The 22,501-nt window shown below is 64.7% G+C and carries 22 protein-coding genes; 15 read left to right on the top strand and 7 right to left on the bottom strand.

Annotated features, from left to right (window positions below; translation table 11 throughout):
* The first annotated feature begins 115 nt into the window (after positions 1-115).
* On the top strand, positions 116-787 hold the full coding sequence (locus ISG32_RS26450; protein WP_194774003.1) for an OmpW/AlkL family protein: 672 nt from the start codon (positions 116-118) through the stop codon (positions 785-787).
* Between the two features lie 148 nt (positions 788-935).
* Here ISG32_RS26450 and ISG32_RS26445 read toward each other — a convergent pair whose 3' ends face one another.
* The 4 genes from ISG32_RS26445 to purE all read right to left on the bottom strand — a co-directional run bounded on the left by ISG32_RS26445 (position 936) and on the right by purE (position 4,656).
* Positions 936-1,889: an SGNH/GDSL hydrolase family protein gene (locus ISG32_RS26445; RefSeq protein WP_194774002.1), complete on the bottom strand. Its 954-nt coding sequence runs from the start codon at positions 1,887-1,889 to the stop codon at positions 936-938.
* 85 nt (positions 1,890-1,974) lie between these two features.
* A complete protein-coding gene (locus ISG32_RS26440; protein ID WP_194774001.1) occupies positions 1,975-2,970 on the bottom strand; it encodes an L-threonylcarbamoyladenylate synthase in 996 nt (331 codons plus the stop codon).
* Positions 2,971-2,986: 16 nt separating this feature from the next.
* A complete protein-coding gene (locus ISG32_RS26435) occupies positions 2,987-4,162 on the bottom strand; it encodes a 5-(carboxyamino)imidazole ribonucleotide synthase (RefSeq protein ID WP_194774000.1) in 1,176 nt (391 codons plus the stop codon).
* Positions 4,159-4,656 carry a 5-(carboxyamino)imidazole ribonucleotide mutase gene (gene purE, locus ISG32_RS26430; RefSeq protein WP_194773999.1) on the bottom strand — a complete coding sequence of 166 codons (498 nt, stop codon included), beginning with the start codon at positions 4,654-4,656 and terminating at the stop codon, positions 4,159-4,161. Before purE ends, ISG32_RS26435 begins: the two co-directional genes overlap by 4 nt.
* Positions 4,657-4,952: 296 nt before the next feature.
* On the opposite strand from purE, the gene trxA reads away from it, so the two are divergent.
* Complete coding sequence (gene trxA / locus ISG32_RS26425) at positions 4,953-5,849, top strand: thioredoxin (RefSeq protein ID WP_194773998.1); 897 nt, start codon at positions 4,953-4,955, stop codon at positions 5,847-5,849.
* A gap of 17 nt (positions 5,850-5,866) precedes the next feature.
* Positions 5,867-6,757, top strand: a complete 891-nt coding sequence (locus ISG32_RS26420; RefSeq protein ID WP_194773997.1) for a YbaY family lipoprotein — start codon at positions 5,867-5,869, stop codon at positions 6,755-6,757.
* An 83-nt stretch (positions 6,758-6,840) separates the two neighbouring features.
* On the opposite strand, the gene ISG32_RS26415 is transcribed toward ISG32_RS26420, so the two are convergent.
* Complete coding sequence (locus ISG32_RS26415) at positions 6,841-7,761, bottom strand: phosphoribosylaminoimidazolesuccinocarboxamide synthase (protein ID WP_194773996.1); 921 nt, start codon at positions 7,759-7,761, stop codon at positions 6,841-6,843.
* Between the two features lie 377 nt (positions 7,762-8,138).
* Between ISG32_RS26415 and hpf the strand changes: the two genes are divergently transcribed.
* The 3 genes from hpf to hprK all read left to right on the top strand — a co-directional run bounded on the left by hpf (position 8,139) and on the right by hprK (position 10,213).
* Positions 8,139-8,495: a ribosome hibernation-promoting factor, HPF/YfiA family gene (gene hpf, locus ISG32_RS26410; protein ID WP_194773995.1), complete on the top strand. Its 357-nt coding sequence runs from the start codon at positions 8,139-8,141 to the stop codon at positions 8,493-8,495.
* A gap of 173 nt (positions 8,496-8,668) precedes the next feature.
* A complete protein-coding gene (locus ISG32_RS26405) occupies positions 8,669-9,136 on the top strand; it encodes a PTS sugar transporter subunit IIA (RefSeq protein WP_166311339.1) in 468 nt (155 codons plus the stop codon).
* Positions 9,137-9,256: 120 nt separating this feature from the next.
* Entirely contained in the window at positions 9,257-10,213 is a 957-nt protein-coding gene (gene hprK, locus ISG32_RS26400; RefSeq protein ID WP_166311340.1) for an HPr(Ser) kinase/phosphatase, read from the top strand.
* Between the two features lie 91 nt (positions 10,214-10,304).
* Here the strand turns inward: hprK and fur are convergent, their stop codons facing one another.
* A complete protein-coding gene (gene fur, locus ISG32_RS26395) occupies positions 10,305-10,736 on the bottom strand; it encodes a ferric iron uptake transcriptional regulator (protein ID WP_194773994.1) in 432 nt (143 codons plus the stop codon).
* A gap of 77 nt (positions 10,737-10,813) precedes the next feature.
* Here fur and ISG32_RS26390 point away from each other — a divergent pair, with 77 nt between their 5' ends.
* From ISG32_RS26390 to ISG32_RS26365, 6 genes are all read left to right on the top strand, one after another.
* Positions 10,814-11,383 carry an outer membrane protein assembly factor BamE gene (locus ISG32_RS26390; RefSeq protein ID WP_194773993.1) on the top strand — a complete coding sequence of 190 codons (570 nt, stop codon included), beginning with the start codon at positions 10,814-10,816 and terminating at the stop codon, positions 11,381-11,383.
* Positions 11,384-11,434: 51 nt separating this feature from the next.
* Entirely contained in the window at positions 11,435-12,283 is an 849-nt protein-coding gene (dapB, locus tag ISG32_RS26385) for a 4-hydroxy-tetrahydrodipicolinate reductase (protein ID WP_407645099.1), read from the top strand.
* A 19-nt stretch (positions 12,284-12,302) separates the two neighbouring features.
* Entirely contained in the window at positions 12,303-12,989 is a 687-nt protein-coding gene (locus ISG32_RS26380) for a MotA/TolQ/ExbB proton channel family protein (RefSeq protein ID WP_194773992.1), read from the top strand.
* A gap of 21 nt (positions 12,990-13,010) precedes the next feature.
* Positions 13,011-13,460: an ExbD/TolR family protein gene (locus tag ISG32_RS26375; RefSeq protein ID WP_194773991.1), complete on the top strand. Its 450-nt coding sequence runs from the start codon at positions 13,011-13,013 to the stop codon at positions 13,458-13,460.
* 142 nt (positions 13,461-13,602) lie between these two features.
* Entirely contained in the window at positions 13,603-14,610 is a 1,008-nt protein-coding gene (locus ISG32_RS26370) for a DUF2157 domain-containing protein (RefSeq protein ID WP_194773990.1), read from the top strand.
* Positions 14,607-16,421 carry a GDYXXLXY domain-containing protein gene (locus ISG32_RS26365; RefSeq protein WP_194773989.1) on the top strand — a complete coding sequence of 605 codons (1,815 nt, stop codon included), beginning with the start codon at positions 14,607-14,609 and terminating at the stop codon, positions 16,419-16,421. The genes ISG32_RS26370 and ISG32_RS26365 overlap by 4 nt, the downstream gene beginning before the upstream one ends.
* 20 nt (positions 16,422-16,441) lie before the next feature.
* On the opposite strand, the gene ISG32_RS26360 is transcribed toward ISG32_RS26365, so the two are convergent.
* Positions 16,442-17,668: a mechanosensitive ion channel family protein gene (locus tag ISG32_RS26360; protein WP_228530141.1), complete on the bottom strand. Its 1,227-nt coding sequence runs from the start codon at positions 17,666-17,668 to the stop codon at positions 16,442-16,444.
* Positions 17,669-18,127: 459 nt separating this feature from the next.
* On the opposite strand from ISG32_RS26360, the gene leuS reads away from it, so the two are divergent.
* The 3 genes from leuS to holA are packed head-to-tail and all read left to right on the top strand — an operon-like array spanning position 18,128 to position 22,415.
* Positions 18,128-20,800, top strand: coding sequence for a leucine--tRNA ligase (gene leuS, locus ISG32_RS26355; protein WP_194773987.1), 2,673 nt, complete (start codon positions 18,128-18,130; stop codon positions 20,798-20,800).
* A 48-nt stretch (positions 20,801-20,848) separates the two neighbouring features.
* Positions 20,849-21,358, top strand: a complete 510-nt coding sequence (locus ISG32_RS26350) for an LPS-assembly lipoprotein LptE (protein ID WP_194773986.1) — start codon at positions 20,849-20,851, stop codon at positions 21,356-21,358.
* Positions 21,359-21,362: 4 nt separating this feature from the next.
* Positions 21,363-22,415, top strand: a complete 1,053-nt coding sequence (holA, locus tag ISG32_RS26345) for a DNA polymerase III subunit delta (RefSeq protein ID WP_194773985.1) — start codon at positions 21,363-21,365, stop codon at positions 22,413-22,415.
* Positions 22,416-22,501: the final 86 nt, after the last annotated feature.

Raw genomic sequence — 22,501 nt, 5'->3', positions numbered from 1 at the left:
CGTATGTCACGCGCCATCCGAGACGTCAGTCGGCCTCATCCAGACCGGAACAATTTGAACGTGAACGCCCGGCTGCCATTGCCGTGATCGAAATGGCGGCTGGTGACACGACTGCTTGATCTACCCCTTCAAGGCTGGCGCGGCAGTGCTGGTATTGGCGGCCTGCGCGGGTGCGCAGGCTCAGGTGGCGGGCACGTTCAGTGCGCGTTTCGGCGTCACGCGCATCATGCCGGACACGACCAGCGGCAATCTCTCGGAGCCCAGCTTTCCGGGCACCAAGATCTCGGTGAGCGATGCGACCCAGGTGTCGGGTGGCGTGAACTACATGCTGACCGACAACATCTCGCTGGATCTGCCGCTTGCGCTGCCGTTCAAGCACAAGTTCTACGGTGATGGCGCGATCGACGGCGTGGGCCAGCTCGGCAAGGTCAAGGTGCTGCCCGCGACGCTGTTCGTGCAGTACCGTTTTCTGGAAGCCAATGCGGCCTTCCGTCCCTACGTCGGTCTGGGCGTGACCTATGCCAAGTTCTTCAAGAACCGCACGACGGCCACGCTGACCGGTCTGACCGGCGGCGGTCCTGACCACCCGACGACGGCCAAGATGGACAACAAGTTCGCTCTGACTCCGCAGATCGGCTTCATCTACAACATCAATGAACGCTGGTTCGTGAACGCGTCGTACTACAAGTCGTTCCTGAAGACCAAGGCGCACCTGTCCACCGGGCAGAGCATCTCGGTGAAGCTCAATCCGGATGTCGTCTCGTTCGATATCGGCTACAAGTTCTGAACGGAAACCTCCAAGGTGTTCAGCAGCCGACCCCTCGGGGTCGGCTTTTTTATGCCTGAATGGTGAATGTGGCGACCCACCAATGACAACGGGCGGCCAACGGTCTGCACCGCTTGCCGCCCGTGTGGGAGACTGAAACTGGCTCAGATCACCATTGCAGCACGACGATGTCGCGTGCGTAGTCGCCCAGACGGCGGTTGGCCTCGGGGGTCAGGTAGACGTTGTCGGAGAAGACGTAGCGGTTGTAGTTCTCGTCGATCACGGTGCTGGTGTTGCACAGTGCCGAGTTGATCTGGCCGGTGCCCGTGCCGTTGCCGGCGCCGGCGTCCACGGAATTGCAGACGGCCTTTTCGCTGTTGGTGAAGCCGTAGCTGCCCGGGCTGCCCTGGAACAGGTTCACCTGGTATGCCGCATCGATGTACAGGACCTGCTTGCCGCCCAGCTCATTGATGTCGATCTTGAGCTTGTTGTTCAGCGCGAGCATGACCTTCGAGAGGCGCTGTTCCTGATCGATGATCTTGGCCCACGGAGTGCGGCTCAGGTCGAAGGTGCCGGTCACGACGATGTGCTTGGCACCAGCTGCGTTCAGGCGCTTGACCTGCGCAGCCAGATCGGCGCCCGCCTGCGTGGCATTGGCAAGCAGCTGGTCTTCGGTGATCGAGCCGTTCATGAAGGCCGTGATGTTGACGATCACGTCGCTCACGCCGGCACTGACGACGACCATGTCGTTGTCGCCGATCTTGTTGCCGGCGAGGAAGGTGTCGATCTGCTGGACGACCGTCGGCGTGCTGGCGTTGCCTGCGGCGTCGGGCGTGGCGGAGATGCGGGCGTTGCCGTACGCATAGTTCGTTCCGCCCTTGGACGACGGTGTCGTCGTCACGTCGTAGCGCGATGCGAACTGTGCGGCCCAGTTGTTGATGGCGCCATCATTCACGGTGAACGAGGTGCCGAGCTGGCCTTGGTCCGCCAGACCGTCGCCGAAGATGACGAAACGGTCGGGGCTGATCGCCGAATCCACACTGCTGGAGCCGCAAGCGGTGAGCAGGGCTGCCGAGGCGCAGGCCGCGGCCACAAAAGTGCGGCGCATCCAATTTGCTGCCATAAAAATCTCCAAAACGATGGCGTGAGTGTAACTAGTGCATGTAAACGATGGGCGAAGCATCCGCTACAAACTGTAGGGACCCCGTTCAGGCCGCAGCGGCGCGCTGCAGCCGGTCACGGACACCTTCCCAATCTTCGGATTCTGGTGGCGACTCCACCCAGATGAGTTTGACCTTGGCGGCGTCGAAGTCACGTAGCGCGGCAAACAGTTCCCTGCTGGCCTCATGCGCATCATCGGGCATGCGGCGCAGCACCACGCTTTTGGCCGGTGTGAGCATGCGGGCGCGCGAGTAGATCGCGATGTTCGCGGCGTCCTTGCCCATGATCTCGAGCGCGGTCTGGATCTGTTTGGCGTTCATCAGCCGCACGTTGGCGCTGGGCGCGTAGTGCGCGAGCAGCGTGCCCGAGGCGCGCGGCGTGTGCTCCGGCATCTCTTCCTTGGACAGCGGACGGATGCCGCAGGCGCGCTCGATGTCGTCGCGCGTGATCGCGCCGGGGCGCAGCAGCACGGGCACGCCGCGCGTGCAGTCGACGATGGTCGATTCGATGCCGACCTCGCAGGCGCCGCCGTCGAGCACCAGCAGCGCGTCGCCGAATTCCGAGGCCACGTGCTGGGCGGTCGTCGGGCTCACGCGGCCGAACTTGTTGGCGCTCGGCGCGGCCACGCCCCAGACGGGAGATTCGAGCTTCTGGCAGGCCAGCAGCAGCGCGTGCGCCACGGGGTGCGAAGGACAGCGCAGCCCCACGCTGTCCTGCCCGCCGGTCGAGGCCTTGGCGGCGTCTGGCAGGCGCGGCAGGATCACGGTGAGCGGCCCGGGCCAGAACGCGTCGATCAGCTGCTGCGCGAACAGCGGCACTTCCTTGGCGTAGCGGCGGATGGTGTCCGCGTCGGCCACGTGCACGATCAGCGGGTGGTTGGTCGGGCGGCCCTTGGCGGCAAAGATCTGCGCCACGGCCGCGTCGTTGTCGGCATCGGCGGCGAGGCCGTAGACCGTCTCCGTGGGCATGCCGAGCAGGTCGCCGCGCGCGAGCGCCTCGGCCGCCGTTTTCACCGAACCGGGCTGGCTTGCGTCCAGAATCATGACGTCGCGCCTGCCATCAGAACGGCGCGATGCCGAGGATGTCGGCGGCCTTGAGCGCGACGGAGCGCACTGCCTCGGGCGTGGCGCCGGTGATGTTCAGGTGCCCCATCTTGCGCGCGCGCTTGGCGTCGTGCTTGCCGTAGAGGTGCAGCGTCGCGCCGGGCAGGGCCAGCACCTGGTCCCATGCGGGCGTCTTCGCCACATCGGACTCCTTGAACCACAGATCGCCGAGCAGGTTCAGCATGATGGAGGGGCTGTGCTGGCGCGGCTGGGTGAGCGGCAGGTTGGTCATGCAGCGCACCTGCAGCTCGAACTGCGAGACGTCGCACGCGTTCTGGCTGTAGTGACCGCTGTTGTGCGGACGCGGAGCGATCTCGTTGACCACCAGCATGCCGTCGTTCAGCACGAAGAACTCCACGCAAAGCACGCCCACGTAGTCGAGGCCGGTGGCGACCGACTTGGCGGCGGCGATGGCTTTCTCGATGGTGGTCGCGGGCAGATTGCCTTCATAGACCTCGGTGACGGCCAGAATGCCGTCGCGGTGCAGATTGCGCTGCACCGGCAGGTTCACGATGCTGCCATCGCGGCCACGGGCGACGATCACCGAGCACTCGTGCACGAGCGGCAGCATCTTTTCAAGCACGCAGGCCACGCGGCCGAGCTGTTCCCACGCGGTGTTGAGCTCTTCGCGCGTCTTCACGCGGACCTGGCCCTTGCCGTCGTAGCCCATGCGGGCGGTCTTCAGAATGCCGGGCAGCAGCGCGTCGTTCACGGCGGCGAGCTGCTCGGGCGTCTCGATCACGGCATAGGGCGCGCAGGGCACGCCGCACTTCACGAAATGCGCCTTTTCCGCAGCGCGGTCCTGGGCAATAGCGACGGCCGATCCGGCGGGCGACACCGGCAGCGTCTCGGCCAGCTTGTTCAGCGAACCGGCGGGCACGTTCTCGAATTCAGTGGTCACCGCCGCGCACAGTCCGGCCAGTTCAGCCAGACCCTGCGGATCTTCGTAACCGGTGCGGATGTGGTGGTGGCTGACGAGGCCTGCGGGGCTGGTCTCATCCTTGTCGAGCACGGCGGTGAAGTAACCCATCGCCTGTGCGGTCTGGGCGAACATGCGGCCGAGCTGGCCGCCGCCGAGCACGCCCAGCGTCGCGCCTGGGAGGATGACGGCGGAGTTGTCGTGCGCGCTCATGCGGACACCGGCGGCAGGGTCATGGCGCGCGCTGCGTTGGTCTGCTCCACGCGGAAGGCTTCGAGCTTCTGGCGCAGGGCCGGATCTTCATTGGCCAGCAGGGCGACCGCGAACAGCGCCGCGTTGGCCGCACCGGCAGTGCCGATGGCGAAGGTCGCCACGGGCACGCCCTTGGGCATCTGAACGATGGAGTGCAGCGAATCCACACCTTGCAGGTGGCGGCTCGCGACCGGCACGCCGAGCACCGGCACGGTGGTCTTGGCGGCGATCATGCCGGGCAGGTGGGCAGCGCCGCCCGCGCCCGCGATGATGGCCTTGAGGCCCCGGTCGGCGGCGGCTTCCGCGTAGCGGAACATGTCGTCAGGCATGCGGTGGGCCGAAACCACTTGCGCTTCGTGGGCGATGCCGAATTGTTCGAGGATGGCTACTGCGTGCTGCATGGTCTCCCAGTCGCTGCTGGAGCCCATCACCACGCCGATTTGGATGGAATTCATTTTTGGTAGGTGCGAGGGGCCGCCCGGTGGCTGCCCCGCTGGGGTGGAACCCATGATTTTACTTTTTGTGGGCGGGTCGCGTGCAATGGGCCGGGGAATTGCTCTGTCAACGGCAAAGGCGGGCGGTCTGCGCGTGTTCTCATGCGGCGGTGAATATGCTGGAGAATGGCGGCTTGACCGAGCCTTGAGGATCCGGGGGATGCCCCCAACTGTCGGGTTTCCAGTCGTCCGATCCGCGCGGCCCGCGAGACAGGCGCCGCGCTCCACCACCCCCATTCACGTCACCGGGTTTTGCCATGATTGATGTCACCGTAGAGAATTTTGAATCCGAAGTCATCGCCGCGTCGATGCAAACGCCCGTGCTGGTGGATTTCTGGGCGCCCTGGTGCGGCCCGTGCAAGACGCTGGGTCCCGTGCTCGAGAAGGTCGAGACCGAATACGCAGGCCGCTTCAAGCTCGTGAAAATCGACTCCGACCAGCAGCAGGAACTGGCGGGCGCCTTCGGCATCCGCAGCATTCCCACCTGCATTCTCATGAAGAACGGCCAGCCGGTGGACGGCTTCATGGGCGCGCAGAGCGAGGGCCAGGTCAAGGAATTCCTCGACAAGCATGTGCCGCCCGCCGACGAGGCCGCGCCCGAGGAAGATGTGGCAGATGCCGAAGAGGCACTCGGCGAGGAAGGTGCCGAATCGCTGCTCGAGCGCTATCAGCACGCTGTGGTCACCGATCCGTCGAACGACGATGCGCGCTACGACTACGTCAAGCTGCTGCTGCAGCTGGGCCGCGAGGACGATGCCAAGGTGGCCTTCGCGCCAGTGATCGCCAAGGCGGCGCTGTCGCGCAAGCTCGGCGCGCTCAAGGCTTGGATGGATGCGCTCGATTTCTCCACGCAGAACGGCCCCGTCGCTGAATTCGACGCGAAGATCGCCGCCAACAAGCGCGATTTCGAGGCGCGTTTCGGCCGCGCGCGCAAGCTTGTCGCCGAGCAGAAGTGGACCGATGCGATGGACGAACTGCTCGACATCCTCATGCGCGACAAGACCTGGAACGACGACGCTGCGCGCAAGCTCTACATCGCCATTCTCGAGCTGATCGAGCCACCCAAGGTCAAGGTCGCCGACGGTCAGATTCCTCCCGAAGACCCGACCGTGGCGACCTATCGCCGCCGTCTCTCGAGCGTCGTGCTGAGCTGAGCGGGATCGAGAGCGCCTTGAGCCGGCCGGTTGAAGCGTCATCACCCGGCGTCGCGCGCCGCGGGCTGCTGGTCTGCGGCGGCGCGTTGGCCCTGCTCGGCGGCTGCGCGGGCGTGCCCCGGCCCGATGCGCGCATCACCGGGCGGGCGTTCTCGAGAACGCGCATCTATGTTCCGCCGGACGCCGTCTTTGAGGCGGCGCTGATGGACGTGTCCAACGAGAGCCGGCCGCCGGTGGCGCTCGCCCGCCAGCGCATCGAGCCGGCGGGGCAGGCACCGTTCGATCTGAATATCCCGTTCGAGATGGGCCAGTTGCAGCGCAACGGCAAGTACTTGGTGCAGGCCCAGGTGTCGCTCTACAACCAGCTGCTGTTCTACACGCCGGGTTCGCATCCGGTGATGGCCGATCCTGCGTTCCACCGAACCGACGTCATTCTCGAGCCCTATCCGAACTCGTACGCGACCGCGCGCGCCGCCGTCGCGTTCACCCAGACGCATTGGCGGCTGATGAGCGTGGGCGAGGAGGCCGTGTCGTCCGTCTCCGCGCCCGAAAAGGGCGTTGCTCCCGCGTTCATCCAGTTCCACCCCTCGCGCAGCGGTCTGCCGCCGGGCACGGCTCAGGGGGAGTTTTCAGGATCGGGCGGCTGTAACCGTTTTCTGGGCCGCTACGAGGTCGAGGGCGCGCGGCTGAGGCTCGCGCTCGACACCACCTCGATCCGCCTGTGTCTCGAGGGCGGCAAGGACGAACCGGCGTTTCTGAGCGCGCTGCAGCAGACGAGCGGCTTCATGCAGCGCGGGCGCGAGCTGGTGATGCGCGATCAGGAGGGCAAGCCGTTCCTGAGATTCAGGGCGGATGAGGCGGGGGAGGCCGCCTTCGAGCCCTACGAGCCCGACAACTCGCCGCAGTGATCCATCGCCCTGAAATGCAAAAAGCCGCCGGATGAATCCAGGCGGCCTTTTGCGCGTGAAGCGGCGTATCGGGAAGCGGGCCGTCAGGCCGTCAGACGCTCCAGCGCTTCGCGGTACTTGGCGGCGGTCTTCTCGACCACTTCGCGCGGCAGGCGCGGTGCGGGCGCGGTCTTGTCCCAGGGCTTGCCGTTGATGCGCACGGCCTCGAGCCAGTCGCGCACGAACTGCTTGTCGTAGCTTGGAGGGTTGGTGCCGTTCTTGAGGGCGTCTTCGTAGCCTTCGACGGGCCAGTAGCGCGAGCTGTCGGGGGTCAGCACCTCGTCCATCAGCACCAGCTCGCCTTCGGGCGTGAGGCCGAATTCGAACTTCGTGTCCGCGATGATCATGCCCTTGGTGAGGGCGATGGCGGCCGCCTTTTCGTAGAGCGCGATGCTCACGTCGCGGATGCGCTTGGCGAGGTCTTCGCCGACGATCTCGACGGTCTGCTCGAAGGTGATGTTCTCGTCGTGCTCACCGGCCGCGGCCTTGGCTGCGGGCGTGTAGATCGAGTGGGGCAGCTTGGCCGCGTTGGTCAGGCCTTCGGGCAGCGGCACGCCGCAGACCGAGCGCGATTCCTGGTATTCCTTCCAGCCGCTGCCGGCCAGGTAGCCGCGCACCACGGCCTCGACCGGGATGGGCTTGAGGCGCTTGACCAGCATCGAGCGGCCCACGACCTGCGGCACCTCGGCTGGGGTGACCACGCTTTCGGGAACGTCGCCGGTCAGGTGGTTGGGGACGATGCCTTGCAGCTTGTCGAACCAGAACAGCGCCATCTTGGTCAGCAGCTCTCCCTTGCCGGGGATCGGCTCGCCCATGATCACGTCAAAGGCGGACAGGCGATCGGACGCCACCATCAGGATGCGATCGTCACCCACTGCATAGTTGTCGCGCACTTTGCCGCGCGCCAGAAGGGGCAGCGAGGTCAGGGCGGAGGTATGCAGAGCGGAGGAGCTAGGCTGGGTCATTGCAGTCAGTGTGGGCAAACACAAAAAAGAAATCCCAGAGGAAGAAATGCGGCGGTGCACATTGCCTCGGCGCGGTTTCTGCTCGGGACGTGAGAGGGGATTTTACGCCCAGGCCGCAAAGCAATGCGCGGAGGGCTGGAGGTGGGCCGGATTTGCCGGACTCTCTGGGTGACCGGACAACTTCGCATTGTGACCGTTTTTTGGCAGCTTGGCACCTGTAACCGCTAACCCCGGCGATGCGGCAGGTCAGGCGTTGATTTTCACCTTCGCCAAGTGCATAGTGAAAACCAGATTGAGTGCATTCAAGTTCGCCGTCCGGCACCGCGATTGACGGGGTGCAGGGCTCTTTCCAAACCATGCGTCACAGGAGACGTTTTATGAACTTGACGATTAGCGGACATCATCTGGATGTGAGTCCCGCGTTGCGCAGCTACGTGACTTCCAAGCTGGAGCGCATCACGCGTCACTTCGACCAGGTCGTCGATGTCAAGGTGCTGCTGACTGTCGAAAATCAGAAAGAAAAAGACAAGCGGCAGCGAGCGGAATGCAATGTGCGAGTGAAAGGCAGTGATCTGTTTGCGGAGAGCGCCCATTTCGACCTGTATGCGGCGGTGGATGAGCTGGTCGACAAGCTTGATCGCAAGGTGATGAAGTACAAGCAGCGTCTGCAGGACCATCAGCCTGCCCTGCGCAAGGCGACGGCCCAATCGGCACTGGCTGCTGCGGCGACCTGAAGGACCCGTCACCGACGTATTCGGCGCGACTGATACATAATGCAACCCTTTCATCCGTCGCGCCTGCAATCCGCTATATTCTGGATTGGATACGCAACCGCCTTCCAAGGCGGTTTTTTGTTGCTTATAGTAAGCCCTTTAAGGGTTTACGCTGGACGCGCATAATTGCCACCATGAATCGTCTTGCTTCCATTCTCCCGCCAGCGCAGGTGCTGGTCGGTGTTGACGCCACCAGCAAGAAGCGCGCTTTCGAAGAGGCGGGTCTGCTGTTTGAGAGTCAGCATGGTTTGTCGCGTGCCCTGATCACCGACAGCCTCTTTGCTCGCGAGCGTCTTGGCTCCACTGGTCTGGGGCATGGCGTAGCCATTCCGCACGGCCGCATCAAGGGCCTGAAGTCGCCCATGGCGGCGGTCTTCCAACTGGCGCACCCCATCGGGTTCGACGCGCCCGACGAACAGCCGGTTTCCCTGCTGATCTTTCTGCTCGTGCCCGAGGCGGCCACGCAGAAGCATCTGGAAATCCTGTCCGAAATCGCCGAGCTGCTCAGCGACAGCGGCTTGCGCGAGCGCATCAAGTCCTGCACGGACGCGGCGCAATTGCATGGCATGATTGCCGACTGGCGCTCCGCTCAGGCGGCCTGATTCCGGATTCCGATCTCCGATCCTCGCCGGTCGGCGCAGTCCGGCGGATTGCGGCAGGTCTCCGTGGATCGCGGCGGTCTGGCAGGCGCATGATTCCCTCTTTTTCAGGTCAGGAATTCTGTGAAGCCCAATCTCGTCAGTGCCGATGTTCTGTTTGAAGAGTTTCGCAGCTCCCTGAAGCTGGTCTGGGTGGCCGGTCTTGGCGCATCCGCACGGCGCTTCGATGAAGAGGCGGTCCGTGCCGCACGCTCCGGTGCCGATCTGGTCGGCTACCTCAATTACATCCACCCGTTTCGCGCGCAGGTGCTGGGCGAGCGGGAGATCAGGTACCTGACCAACGGCACCGAGGAAGACTGCAAGCGCCGCGTGGCCCGCATCCTGACGCTGGAGCCGCCGGTGCTGATCATGGCCGACGACCAGACCGCGCCCGATGCCCTGATCTCCCTGTGCGAGCGCGCGCAGATTCCGCTGTTCGCCACCCATGAGTCGTCGGCTTTCGTGATCGACGTGGTGCGCGCCTATCTCTCCAAGCATTTCGCGACGCGAACGACGCTGCACGGGGTGTTCATGGACATTCTGGGCCTGGGCGTGCTGATCACGGGCGAATCGGGTCTCGGCAAGAGTGAACTCGGCCTCGAACTGATCTCGCGCGGCAACGGCCTCGTGGCCGACGACGCGGTCGACCTCTACCGCATCAACCAGACCACCATCGAGGGCAAGTGCCCCGATCTGCTGCAGAACCTGCTCGAGGTCCGAGGCATCGGCCTGCTCGACATCCGCGCGATCTTCGGCGAGGCGGCGGTGCGCCGCAAGATGCGCCTCAAGCTCATCGTGCACCTCGTGCGCAAGGAAACACTGGAGCGCGACTACGAACGCATGCCCTACCAGCCGCTCACCCAGGACGTGCTGGGCGTGCCGGTGCTCAAGGTGGTGATTCAGGTGGTGGCCGGGCGAAACATCGCCGTGCTGGTCGAGGCCGCCGTGCGCAACACGATCCTGCAACTGCGCGGCATCGACACCTACCAGGAATTCGTCGAGCGCCACCGCCGCGCCATGGCCAGCGGCATCCAGCCCTGACCAGCCCCGGGCATCGTCTCTTCGCATCGACGGGCGAAAAAAAACGAAGCCCCTGAAGGGAGCTTCGTTTTTTGTGGGAGTCCGTTTGGGATCAGCGATGGGCCACGCCGCGCTTGGCGCATTCGGCACATTGGCCGTACAGCGACATCGAGTGATCCTGAATCACCCAGCCCTTCTGCTTGGCGATCAGGTTCTGGCGCTTTTCGATTTCGGCATCGTAGAACTCCTCCACCTTGCCGCAACCCGTACACACGAAGTGGTCATGGTGCTGACCCTCGTTGAGTTCGTAGACGGCCTTGCCGCTTTCGAAGTTGCTGCGCAGCAGGATGCCGGCTTGCTCGAACTGCGTGAGAACGCGGTAAACGGTTGCAAGGCCGATGTCGGAGCGTTCTTCCAGCAGTACGCGGAAAACGTCTTCAGCCGTCATGTGACGCTGCTGCCCTTTCTGGAAGATGTCGAGGATCTTCAGTCGGGGAAGCGTCGCTTTCAGGCCGGTGCTTTTCAGTTCGTCAATATTCGTCATGACAAGGTCTTTCGTTTGCCTAAGGCGCGTTAAGGCCCGGGGGATTCCAGCCGCTACAATGGGCCGATCATATCCCTATGGCGTTAACCATGTTTGCTCCCGCCCGTTACGGCGTCCGTTGTGGCGCGATCATTTTGCTGAGTGCCGGACTGGCTGCCTGCGGAAGCATCGACAGTGCAAGTCAGCGTCTTGCCAGTGCCATCACACCATACAAGATTGACGTTGTGCAAGGAAATTTCATTTCCAAGGAACAGGTCGATGCGCTCAAGCCCGGCATGGGGCGCCAGCAGGTCAAGGAAATTCTGGGGACGCCATTGGTGATGCCGCTTTTCCACACCGATCGCTGGGAATACATCTTCACGCTCAAGCGCCCCGGCATTGAGCAGCAGACGCGCAAGCTGACCGTGTTCTTCAAGGACGACGTGCTCGACCGCTTCGAGGGCGACGAGATGCCAACCGAGGCGGAGTTCGTCGCGTCGCTGGGCTCCAAGGCGGCCAAGAACAAGGTGCCGAACCTGGAGGCCACCGAAGACCAGCTCAAGCGCTTCCCGGCCAAACCGGACCCCTCGCCCGCCAGCAATCCCGGCAATGAGCCTCCGTCGGCACCGCTGTCCACGAGCTATCCGCCGCTCGAGGCACCGAAGTAAGCCACCACAAGAATCCCAGAATCGCCTCGCCGCAGCTCCTGCAGGCGGGGCATGCATGAATCGACAGCAGAGATGACCGCTCCTTCTTCCTCCACCCGTCGCCGCGTTGCCGTGGCAGGTGCATCCGGCCGCATGGGCCGCATGCTCATCGAAGCCATCCGCCAGAGCGAAGACTGCGTGCTCGCCGGTGCGCTCGACGTGCCCAGCAGCCCGGCGGTCGGCGCTGACGCGACGGCCTTTCTCGGCCACGCGAGCGGCGTGCAGATCACGGCCGATGTGCGCAAGGGTCTCCAGAACGCGGATGTGCTGATCGACTTCACCCGTCCCGAAGGCACGCTGAACCATCTGGCCGTCTGCGAAGAGCTCGGCGTGCAGCTGGTGATCGGCACGACCGGCTTCTCCGACGGGGAAAAGGCGCGCATCGCCGAGGGCGGCAAGAAGATCGGCATCGTGTTCGCGCCCAACATGAGCGTGGGCGTGAACGTCACGCTCAAGCTGCTCGAGCTGGCCGCCAAGGCCATGCACGAGGGCTACGACATCGAGATTCTCGAAGCCCACCACAAGCACAAGGTGGACGCGCCTTCGGGCACCGCGCTCAAGATGGGCGAGGTGATCGCCGAGGCGCAGGGCACCAGGCTTGAAGACCGCGCCGTGTACGAGCGTTACGGCCACACCGGCGCGCGCAAGGACGGCACCATCGGCTTCGCGACGATCCGCGCGGGCGACATCGTCGGCGACCACACGGTGATGTTCGCCACCGAAGGCGAGCGCATCGAGATCTCGCACAAGTCCTCGAGCCGCGCCGGCTATGTGCGCGGCAGCCTGCGCGCCGTGGGCTATCTCGCGGACAAGAAGAGCGGCATGTTCGACATGTTCGACGTGCTCCATCTCAAGGACTGATCCACCACCCGGCCCGCCCATGAACGGACTCTCCTGGTTGCGACAAGGCGATGCCGTCACGCAGATCGCGGCGGTGGTGCTGCTGCTGATGTCGGTGGCGAGCTGGGTGCTCATCTTCTGGAAGGCGTGGCTGATGCGCCGCGCGCATGTGGACGTGCCGCGCAGCACGGCCGCCGTCTGGCAGGCGCCCACGCTGGCCGCCGCCTGTGAACAGCTCCAGCAATGGGACCGCGAAAACCTCGTGCGGCCCATGGTGGATGCGGCGCTTGCGCAGGCGCACCATTCCAGCGACACGCTGGCGGGCCAGGGCAACCGCGCCCAGCAGCTCACGCGCGTGCTGCGCAATGCCCTGCACCAGTCGATCTCGCGCCTGAAATTCGGGCAGGTGACGCTTGCCACCGTGGGCTCGACCGCGCCGTTCGTCGGCCTGCTCGGCACGGTCTGGGGCATCTACCACGCGCTCACCGGCATGGCGAGCGCGGGGCAGCTCACCATCGAGCGTGTCGCGGGCCCGGTGGGCGAGGCGCTGATCATGACGGCCGCGGGCCTCGCGGTCGCCATCCCCGCCGTGCTGGCCTACAACGTCTATGGCCGCATTCTCGGCAGCGTCGAGGCCGACCTCGAAGGCTTTGCGCACGATCTGCGCGAGCTGCTGGCCGATGGCAGCACCACATCGGCCCAGTCCTCCGGCCCGATGGGCGAATGAGCCGGAAAGCGAGCGCGCGTCATGGCCTTTGGACGACTCGAGCGCACTGAAGAATCCAAGCCGATGAGTGACATCAACGTCACGCCGCTGGTCGACGTGATGCTGGTGCTGGTGGTGATCTTCATCCTTACCGCGCCGCTGCTCGCGAGCGCCATTCGCCTCGATCTGCCCAAGGCCGACGGCGCCCAGCCCGGCGCGGCGGTCGACAAGCCGCTGACCGTGGCCATGGACGCCGCAGGAGCCATCTACCTGAACGACGAGGCGCTGGAGCCAACGGCGCTCGAAAGCCGCCTTCAGCAACTGGCCGCCGGCCGTGCGGACTCCGAGGTGCAGCTGCGCGCCGACACCACCGTGCCCTATGGCCGCGTGGTCGAACTCATGGGCCAGCTGCACAAGGCAGGGCTGCACCGCATCGCCTTCGTGACCGATCCGGTGGTCGCACCGGACAAGTCGGGCAAGGCGCAGAAATAGCCTCGCGTCGGCCGAAAGGCGGCTCGCGTATCGTTAGCCGATACTCTGCGTGTCATGAAGTGGCACCGGCAGGGCAGGATTCACCTCGTGCTGGGCGCGCCCCTTACATTCGCCCCATGTTCCAGAAGGGAGAGTCGTCACCATGGATAGCACCTTGTACCAGCTCGCCGCACAGGCCGAGCGTGATCCGCAGACGCTTGCGCGGTTGCACCGGATCGCGACCGCGCCCGGCGAGCCGCGCTCGCTCGCGCGCCATCTGCATTGGGGGCTGCTGCTCGTGGCGGCGCTGCTGCTTGCAAGCGGGCTGATCTTCTGGATCGCCGCCAACTGGCAGGAGCAGACGCGGATGTTCAAGCTCCTGCTGATCGAGGGCGCGCTGCTGGCGAGCGCCGTGGCGTCGCTCGTGTGGCGGCGCGGGCGCATCGCGGCGCTGCTGTGCGCGACGCTCGCGCTCGGCGGCCTGCTCGCGTTCATCGGGCAGACCTACCAGACCGGCGCGGACGCATGGCAGCTGTTCGCCACCTGGGCGGCGCTGGCGCTGCTGTGGACGCTTCTCGCGCGCAGCGATGTGCTGTGGGTGGTCTGGGTGGGCATCGCCGCGACGGCGATCGCCATGTGGTTCGGGCATCTGGATCTGTGGGAGATGCTGTTTCGCGGGCGCGAGCGGTTCATGCAGCAGATGATCTACATCCTGATGTGGCTGGCGCTTGCGCTGGTGCCCTGGCTGGTGTCGCTCGTGCCGTGGACGCGCCACCGCGACGGCATGGCCTGGTGGTCGCACCGTGCGGCGCTGGCCATGGCGCTGGCCGCATGGACGACGCTTGGTGTGATCGACCTGTTCACCCGCGGGAGCAGCGGCCTCGCGTATCCGCTGACCGGCGCGTTGATCGCCGTTGCCATGTTCGTGTCCTATCAAGGATCGTTGCGCGACTTCGCGAGCCTGTGCCTGTGCACGCTCGCGGCCAATGTCTGGATTCTGTCGCTGGTCGCGCGGGTGGTCTTTGAAGGTTCGAAGTCCACGGCCAGCCTGTTTGTCTTCGCGCTCGCGACGCTGGGCTGTCTTGGCGCCACTGTCTCGGGCCTGCTGGCCGTGCAGCGCGGCATGCGTGTGCAGTCCGTGCGGAATGCATCGGAAGGAGCGCTCCAATGAGCTTCTTTTCTTCACAACCATCGTGGTGGCCGCGCGCGCGTCAACTCGGGCTGGTGAGCGGCGATTCGCCCGAAGCCAGCGCGGATGAAGAGCCAAGCATCTTCGTGATCGTGCTCGCGCTGATCGGCGCGGTGGTCTGTGCGATTGCGGCGGGCGTGTTCCTCGTCGCGCTGGTCGATTCCGATTTCTGGTTCCGCCACCCTGCCTCCTATGTGTTGAGTCTGATCGGCATCGTGGGCTCCGGCTGGCTGCTCAGTCGCCATCGCAGCGTGTTCGTGACCTGCCTTGCGCTGGTGATGTGGGGGCTGTTCTGCAGCCTGTTGATGATTCGTCTGGCCAATGATTTGCATGGTGGTGCGCGGGAGGTCGTGATAGTCATGGGCCTGCTGGCGCTGCTGCAGCTCGTGGGCGCGTCGCTTGCGCGCGCGCAATGGATACGCCGCATCATGGGTGTGGTGTTCGCGATTGCGCTGTATCTGTGTCTGACTAGGCTTCTCGGTGATGTGGCACTGTTGCATCTGATGCATGTGCAGGGCGTGGTGTTGGCTGCTGCATGGCTGCTATGGCTGCGCAAGGAGCCCGAGTGGCTGCAGCGTCAGGCGGCGCAACCGGCATGGATGGGGTGGGCCGCCTTTGCAGACAGCGCCGCCGTGGGATTGCTGCTCATGGTGGTCCTGGGGGTCGGCGGCAGTGGCTGGGGCGACGGAATGACCTATTGGTTCTTCGGCCTGCGGGGCCCCCGCGCCCTGGATGCGGACTCGGCGCGGCTGCTGATTCTCGTGGGGCGTACGTGGGCTGCGCTGCTGGTCGCCGTGGCTGTGGGTGGGTTGTGCGCGCACTGGAAAAAGCATGGCATGGCAACGCGCCCGACGCTGCAGACGGTGCTCGGCGTGGGGGTGCTGCTCGCCGTGGCCGCGTGGTTCAGCCCGTCGCTTGGCGTGATTGCGCTGCTGGCCGCTGGTGCGCTGATCGGCGCGCGCTGGCGCATTGCCGTGCTGTGCGGTTTGGGGGCGTTGTGGGCGTTGTCGCAGTTCTATTACAGCCTCGCGTGGCCTCTTGCCCAGAAGGGCCTGGGCCTGGCGGCCATGGGTGCGGTGCTGCTTGCGGGGCTCATGCTGCCGGGGCTGTTGGCCGGTCGCGGTGCTGCAAGTGCAGACGGTGATCACGCAGCGGATGGCCTGATGCCGGTGGCGGCCTGGTCGCGCGCGCGGCTGGTCTGTCTGGTCGCCGGGGCGCTGCTTGTTTTCGGCCTGGTGAATTGGGATGTGCGCGGCAAGGAGCAGGTGATCGCCCATGGTCAGCCGGTGCTGGTGAAGCTGGTGCCGGTGGACCCGCGTTCGCTGATGCAAGGGGACTACATGGCGCTGCGCTTCGATCTGCCCGCCAACGTTCATGAGGGGCTCGAGAAAACGCTGCTGCCCACGGCGCGCGTGCGTGCCACGCTCGATGACAAGGGCCGTGCCACGGTCAAGGGGCTGGTCGCGGAGCGCTTCGATCCGGTAGCGGGCGAGGTCGTGCTGCCGCTCAAGCGCCTGAAGGGCCGCTGGGTGCTGGTGACCGATGCCTACTTTTTCCCAGAAGGCACGGGCAAGGTGTTCGAGCGCGCGCAGTACGGAGACTTCCGCGTGCTGCCCGATGGGCGGGCGCTGCTCGTGGGGCTGGCCGATGCGGATGGAAAGCCCATTGCGGTGCCGCGTGCACTGTCGCCAAAGCCCTCGTCGGATGTTGAGGGCGGCGACATCGATTCAGCGGCGGACGCGGAGGTCGTGGCGCCGGCCGAGGAGCCCCTGCCTCAGGCCAGCAGGCCGTGAGTTGGCGCTGCGACCGGGACTCAGGCCGACAGCACGCCGACCTCGTTCTGCCCCAGCCGCAGCTTCACGTCGTGGCCCGATGGGTTCTGGAACGCATGCAGTCCGAACTCCGGCAGGATCGCCATGAGGTGGTCGAAGATGTCGCCCTGGATGCTTTCGTATTCGAGCCACACGGTGGTCGCGGTGAACGCGTAGACCTCCAGCGGCGTGCCGTTGGTGGTGCTCTCCATCATGCGGGCCATCAGCGTCATGTCCTTGCGCAGGCGCGGGTGGGCGCGCAGATACGCGTTCACGTAGGCGCGGAAGGTGCCGATGTTGGTGAGCTTGCGCAGGTTGACCACCTCGTGCGCCATCTCCGGCGCCTTTTCGGCGAAGTCGCTGTTGTAGGTGTCGATCTCTTCGGTCTTGCTGTTCAGATAGGGGCGCAGCAGGGCGATGTGCGACAGCTCCTCGATTTCGGCGTCGGTGAGAAAACGCACCGTCGCGTTGTCGATCAGCAGGCTGCGCTTGATGCGGCGGCCGCCCGATTCGGACATGCCGCGCCAGTTCTTGAAGCTCTCGCTCATCAGCCGCCAGGTGGGGATGGTGGTGATGGTGTTGTCCCAGTTGCGGATCTTCACCGTGTTGAGCGCCATGTCGACCACCGCGCCGTCCGCACCGACCTGGTCCATCTGCAGCCAGTCGCCCACGCGCAGCATGTCGTTGCCCGCGAGCTGCACGCCGGCGGTGAACGACAGGATGGTGTCCTTGAACACCAGCATCAGCACCGCAGACATTGCGCCCAGACCCGAGAGCAGGATCAGCGGCGAGCGGTCGATCAGCGCGCCGATCATGACGATGCCGACCACCAGCATGGTGATCAGCTGGCCGAGCTGCACATAGCTCTTGACCGAGCGCGTGCCCGGCGTCTTGCTGAGGGCTTGCCGGTTGTGATCCTCGATCACGTCGAGCACCGCAAAGACGATGCGCCCGATCGCCAGCACCGTGCAGGCCACGGCCACGTTGTGGATGATGTTGCTGGCCACGGGCGACAACTTGGGCACCGCGAACACGCCGATCTGGAACACCAGTGACGGCACGATCTGCGACAGGCGGGTGAGCACGCGCCGGTCCACCAGGTTCTGCATCCACGGCGCGGACAGCTTGCTGGCCAGGCGCGGCAGCACCGTCAGCAGGATCAGCCGCGCGACGAAGCGCAGCACATAGGCGATGACGGCCAGCACGGCGAGGCCGATGGCGCTCTGCATCCAGGGGTCGAGGTGGCTGATGGTGTCGTAGTAATCGGAAAACGCAGCGGAAAGCACAGGTTCACGCTCCTTCGGTGAGGTTGGGGTGAAAAAAGGGGCGATCCGGCAGCGGATCATCGGGCAAAAGCGGACCGCAGACGCGTGGGTGATTCCGCTGGCTCTATCAAATTGAGAGCAATGGCTTCAATGTCAGACGCCGAAGGCGCCTGGAAGGTTCCTCGATTTTCTCATGCCCTGCGTTTACCTTGCATGCCGGCGGGGAGATCAGCGTGCCATGGGCGCGCGCCCGCGCGCGACGGGCCCCCGTTATCGGAGCCACCAACCGGGGATCAGGACAAACGCCTACAATCTTCCACCATTCGGCTCGCGTTGACCCCGTTTGCCTTCGGGATGATTTCCCGAAAGGCTGGTTTGATCGCGCAGGGTGTGGCGGCCGCATTCCTTCCCATTCGAGTTTCCATGCAAGACAAATACAACCATTCCGAAGTGGAGCGCGCAGCGCAGAGCCACTGGACCGCCGCCGACGCCTACCGCGTGACGGAAGACGCGAACAAGCCCAAGTACTACGCCTGCTCGATGTTGCCCTACCCCAGCGGCAAGCTGCACATGGGCCACGTGCGCAACTACACCATCAACGACATGCTCACGCGCCAGCTGCGCATGAAGGGCTTCAACGTGTTGATGCCCATGGGCTGGGACGCCTTCGGCCTGCCAGCGGAGAACGCCGCGCTCAAGAACAAGGTGCCGCCTGCCAAGTGGACGTACGAAAACATCGCGTACATGAAAAAGCAGATGCAGGCCATGGGCCTTGCCATCGACTGGAGCCGCGAAGTCGCCACCTGCGATCCTGATTACTACAAGTGGAACCAGTGGCTTTTCCTCAAGATGCTGGAGAAGGGCGTCGCCTACCGCAAGACCCAGATCGTGAACTGGGACCCGGTGGACCAGACCGTGCTGGCCAACGAACAGGTGATCGACGGCCGTGGCTGGCGCACCGGCGCGCTCGTCGAAAAGCGCGAGATTCCGGGCTACTACCTGGCCATCACCCAGTACGCGCAGGAGCTGCTGGACCACGTGCAGATCGGCAACGAAAAGGCCACGCTCACCGGCTGGCCCGACAAGGTTCGCCTGATGCAGGAAAACTGGATCGGCAAGTCGGCCGGCGTGCGCTTCGCGTTCACGCATGACATCAAGGATGCGCAGGGCAACCTCATCCAGGACGGCAAGATGTACGTGTTCACCACGCGTGCGGACACCATCATGGGAGTGACCTTCTGTGCGGTGGCGCCCGAGCATCCGCTGGCCACGCAGGCCGCACAGGGCAATGCCAAGATCGCCGCGTTCATCGAGGAATGCAAGAAGGGCGGCACGACCGAAGCCGAGCTCGCCGTCAAGGAAAAGGAAGGCCTGCCGACGGGTCTGTTCGTCACGCACCCGATCACCGGCAAGCAGGTCGAAGTGTGGATCGGCAACTACGTGCTGATGAGCTACGGCGACGGCGCGGTCATGGGCGTTCCCGCACATGACGAGCGCGACTTCGCGTTCGCGCTCAAGTACCAGCTGCCCATCCAGCAGGTGGTGGCCGTGGAAGGCCAGACCTACGATGCCACGCAATGGCACGACTGGTACGGCGACAAGGAGCGCGGCGTCACCATCCACTCGGGCGAATTCGACGGCATGAGCCACAAGGACGCGGTCGCCGCCGTCGCCAAGCTGCTCGAATCCAAGGGTCTTGGCGAACTCAAGACCACCTGGCGTCTGCGCGACTGGGGCATCAGCCGTCAGCGCTACTGGGGCACACCGATCCCGATCATCCACTGCGAAGACTGCGGCGCGCAGCCCGTGCCTGAAAAGGACCTGCCGGTCGTTCTGCCGCAGGACCTCGTGCCCGATGGCTCCGGCAATCCGCTCATCAAGAGCGAAGCGTTCCACGCCGGCGTGGTCTGCCCCTGCTGCGGCAAGCCCGCACGCCGCGAGACCGACACGATGGACACGTTCGTGGACAGCTCGTGGTACTTCATGCGCTATTGCGACGCGAAGAACAGCGAGAAGATGGTGGCGGATGGCGCGGACTACTGGATGCCCATGGACCAGTACATCGGAGGCATCGAACACGCGATTCTTCACCTGCTCTACGCCCGTTTCTGGACCAAGGTGATGCGCGACATGGGCCTCGTGAAGGTCGATGAGCCCTTCACCAAGCTGCTCACGCAGGGCATGGTGCTGCGCGGTGCGTTCTCGCAGCGCACGGCCAACGGCGGCAAGCAGTACTTCTGGGAAAGCGAAGTCAACGTCATCAAGAACGAGAACGACGTGGTCATCGGCGGCACGCTCAAGAGCGACGGCTCGGCGCTCGACTATGAGATGACGACCATGTCCAAGTCCAAGAACAACGGCGTCGATCCGCAGGACCTGATCGAGAAGTACGGTGCCGATACCGCGCGCCTGTACACCATGTTCACCGCGCCGCCCGAGCTGACGCTGGAGTGGAACGAGTTCGCCGTGGAAGGCAGCTACCGTTTCCTGCGCCGCGTCTACAACTTCGGCGCCAAGCTCTCGGCACCGGAGTTCGACGCCGCACGCGCCAAGGCCACGGCCAAGAACGGCGTGGCGGGCGTCGCTTTCGGCAAGGAAGCCAAGGCGCTGCGCCTGGAAGTGCACACCGTGCTCAAGCAGGTGGACTACGACTACCAGCGCATGCAGTACAACACGGTGGTTTCCGGTGCGATGAAGATGATCAACGCGCTCGAAGACTTCAAGGCCCTCGACACCGAAGGCGGTCGCGAAGCCGTGGTCGAATGCTTCGGCATTCTGACCCGCGCGCTGTATCCCGCAACGCCGCATCTGGGCCACGTGCTGTGGACCGAACTGGGCTTCGCCAAGGCGCAGGGTGAACTGCTCGATACCGCCTGGCCGGAAGTCGATCCGCAGGCGCTGGTGCAGGACGAGATCGAACTCATGCTGCAGGTGAACGGCAAGCTGCGCGGCTCGATCCGCGTCGACGCCAAGGCCGACAAGGCCGCCATCGAAGCCGCTGCGCTCGCGAACGAGGAATACCAGAAGTTCGCCGAAGGCAAGGCTCCGAAGAAGATCATCGTTGTGCCGGGTCGCCTGGTCAACGTGGTGGTCTGAGTCCGGCTCGAAGGCAAGCGTAGGCAAACGCAGGGGAAACAACGCATCATGCAAAAACGCACCGTTCTCGCATTGCTCGCTGCAGCGCCGCTCGCAGCTTGCGGTTTTCGCCTGCGTGGCGCGCCGGACTTCCAGTTCAAGTCCATCTATGTGAAGGCACCGCCCGGCTCGCAGCTCGCGCGCGAGCTGGTGCGCACCCTGAAGGGCGCGGGCGGCGACGTCAAGGTGATCACCGACATCGCCGACATCGCGCAGGCCGAGGCGATCTGCAACATCCTCTCGGAAAACCGCGACCGCATCGTTGTCGGCCTGAACGCATCGGGTCAGGTGCGCGAGCTGCAACTGCGCCTGCGCATGCACTTCTCGCTGACCGGACCGAACGGCGAGGAGTTCATTCCCAGCACCGAACTGCTGCAGCAACGCGACGTGAGCTACAACGAATCGATCGCGCTGTCCAAGGAAGGCGAAGAGGCCATGCTGTTCAAGAACATGCAGACCGATCTGGTGCAGCAGCTCATGCGACGCCTCGCCAAGGCCAAACTGGTGCCGGTGACCTGATCGCATGCAAGTGGCACTGAACCAGCTGGCTGGGCATCTTCAAAAAAGCGTGAAGCCGCTCTACGTGCTGCATGGCGACGAGCCGTTGCTGCAGCAGGAGGCGGTGGACGCCATCCGCGCCGTCGCGCGCGAATCGGGCTACACCGAGCGCAGCAGCTTCACCGTGCAGGGTGCGCATTTCGACTGGAGCGGCGTGCTCGCGGCGGGCGGATCGCTCTCGCTGTTCGCCGACAAGCAGATCATCGAAATCCGCATCCCCAGCGGCAAGCCCGGCAAGGACGGCGGAGCGGCCCTGCAGCAGATCGCGCGAGATGCCGCATCCAGCGACAGCACCCTCACCATCGTGATGCTGCCGCGCCTCGACAAGGCCACCAAAACCGGCGCCTGGTTCAGCGCGCTTGACTCCGCAGGCATCAGCATCCAGATCGACCCCGTCGAACGCGGCATGCTCCCGCAATGGATAGCACAGCGACTCGCGGCCCAGAGCCAGCGCGTCGTGCCCGGCGAAGAGGGCCAGCGCACGCTCGCCTTCTTTGCCGACCGCGTCGAAGGCAACCTGCTCGCCGCGCACCAGGAAATCCAGAAGCTCGCGCTGCTCTATCCGCAGGGCGAACTCACCTGGTCGCAGGTCGAACAGGCGGTGCTCAACGTCGCCCGCTACGACGTCTTCAAACTCTCCGAAGCCGTGCTCTCCGGCAACGTCGCCCGCATGCAGCGCATGATGGACGGCCTGCAGGCCGAAGGCGAGGCCGAGGTGCTGGTCCACTGGGCGCTGGCCGAAGACATCCGCTCTTTGAAGCGCGTGAAAGACGCCATGAACGCAGGCAAGCCCTTGCCCATGGCCCTGCGCGAAAACCGCGTCTGGGGGCCGAAGGAGCGCCTGTTCGAACGCGTACTGCCGAGCGTCGGCGACGCTGCCCTGTCACGATTGCTGCAGTCCGCCCACATCGTGGACGGCATCGTCAAGGGCCTGAAGCAACCGGACTGGCCAGCGGACGGGTGGCTGGCGCTGCAGCGGTTGGCGCTGCAGTTGTGCAAGACGTGCGCGGGACGTTAAGCCTCTGTGCCCCTCCATTGGAAAGGTAGATTGATAAAGACAATCCTGCATTGTTGACATTGATACATGATCGTGGGATCACCGAA

The organism is Diaphorobacter caeni (assembly GCF_015354245.1).
GTDB lineage: Bacteria > Pseudomonadota > Gammaproteobacteria > Burkholderiales > Burkholderiaceae_C > Diaphorobacter_A > Diaphorobacter_A caeni.
Note: the sequence above shows the minus strand (reverse complement) of the source record. Positions and strands in the feature narration are given on the sequence as shown.

What these genes read in the sequence shown, in the direction of transcription:
- ISG32_RS26415 (WP_194773996.1), bottom strand. Translation starts at nt 7,761, where the DNA reads ATGACCCAGCCTAGCTCCTCCGCTCTGCATACCTCCGCCCTGACCTCG.
- ISG32_RS26390 (WP_194773993.1), top strand. Translation starts at nt 10,814, where the DNA reads ATGGCGTTAACCATGTTTGCTCCCGCCCGTTACGGCGTCCGTTGTGGC.
- dapB (WP_407645099.1), top strand. Translation starts at nt 11,435, where the DNA reads ATGCATGAATCGACAGCAGAGATGACCGCTCCTTCTTCCTCCACCCGT.
- hpf (WP_194773995.1), top strand. Translation starts at nt 8,139, where the DNA reads ATGAACTTGACGATTAGCGGACATCATCTGGATGTGAGTCCCGCGTTG.
- ISG32_RS26365 (WP_194773989.1), top strand. Translation starts at nt 14,607, where the DNA reads ATGAGCTTCTTTTCTTCACAACCATCGTGGTGGCCGCGCGCGCGTCAA.
- ISG32_RS26380 (WP_194773992.1), top strand. Translation starts at nt 12,303, where the DNA reads ATGAACGGACTCTCCTGGTTGCGACAAGGCGATGCCGTCACGCAGATC.
- ISG32_RS26405 (WP_166311339.1), top strand. Translation starts at nt 8,669, where the DNA reads ATGAATCGTCTTGCTTCCATTCTCCCGCCAGCGCAGGTGCTGGTCGGT.
- purE (WP_194773999.1), bottom strand. Translation starts at nt 4,656, where the DNA reads ATGAATTCCATCCAAATCGGCGTGGTGATGGGCTCCAGCAGCGACTGG.
- ISG32_RS26370 (WP_194773990.1), top strand. Translation starts at nt 13,603, where the DNA reads ATGGATAGCACCTTGTACCAGCTCGCCGCACAGGCCGAGCGTGATCCG.
- fur (WP_194773994.1), bottom strand. Translation starts at nt 10,736, where the DNA reads ATGACGAATATTGACGAACTGAAAAGCACCGGCCTGAAAGCGACGCTT.
- trxA (WP_194773998.1), top strand. Translation starts at nt 4,953, where the DNA reads ATGATTGATGTCACCGTAGAGAATTTTGAATCCGAAGTCATCGCCGCG.
- ISG32_RS26445 (WP_194774002.1), bottom strand. Translation starts at nt 1,889, where the DNA reads ATGGCAGCAAATTGGATGCGCCGCACTTTTGTGGCCGCGGCCTGCGCC.
- ISG32_RS26435 (WP_194774000.1), bottom strand. Translation starts at nt 4,162, where the DNA reads ATGAGCGCGCACGACAACTCCGCCGTCATCCTCCCAGGCGCGACGCTG.
- ISG32_RS26360 (WP_228530141.1), bottom strand. Translation starts at nt 17,668, where the DNA reads ATGCAGAGCGCCATCGGCCTCGCCGTGCTGGCCGTCATCGCCTATGTG.
- leuS (WP_194773987.1), top strand. Translation starts at nt 18,128, where the DNA reads ATGCAAGACAAATACAACCATTCCGAAGTGGAGCGCGCAGCGCAGAGC.
- ISG32_RS26350 (WP_194773986.1), top strand. Translation starts at nt 20,849, where the DNA reads ATGCAAAAACGCACCGTTCTCGCATTGCTCGCTGCAGCGCCGCTCGCA.
- ISG32_RS26375 (WP_194773991.1), top strand. Translation starts at nt 13,011, where the DNA reads ATGGCCTTTGGACGACTCGAGCGCACTGAAGAATCCAAGCCGATGAGT.
- holA (WP_194773985.1), top strand. Translation starts at nt 21,363, where the DNA reads ATGCAAGTGGCACTGAACCAGCTGGCTGGGCATCTTCAAAAAAGCGTG.
- ISG32_RS26440 (WP_194774001.1), bottom strand. Translation starts at nt 2,970, where the DNA reads ATGATTCTGGACGCAAGCCAGCCCGGTTCGGTGAAAACGGCGGCCGAG.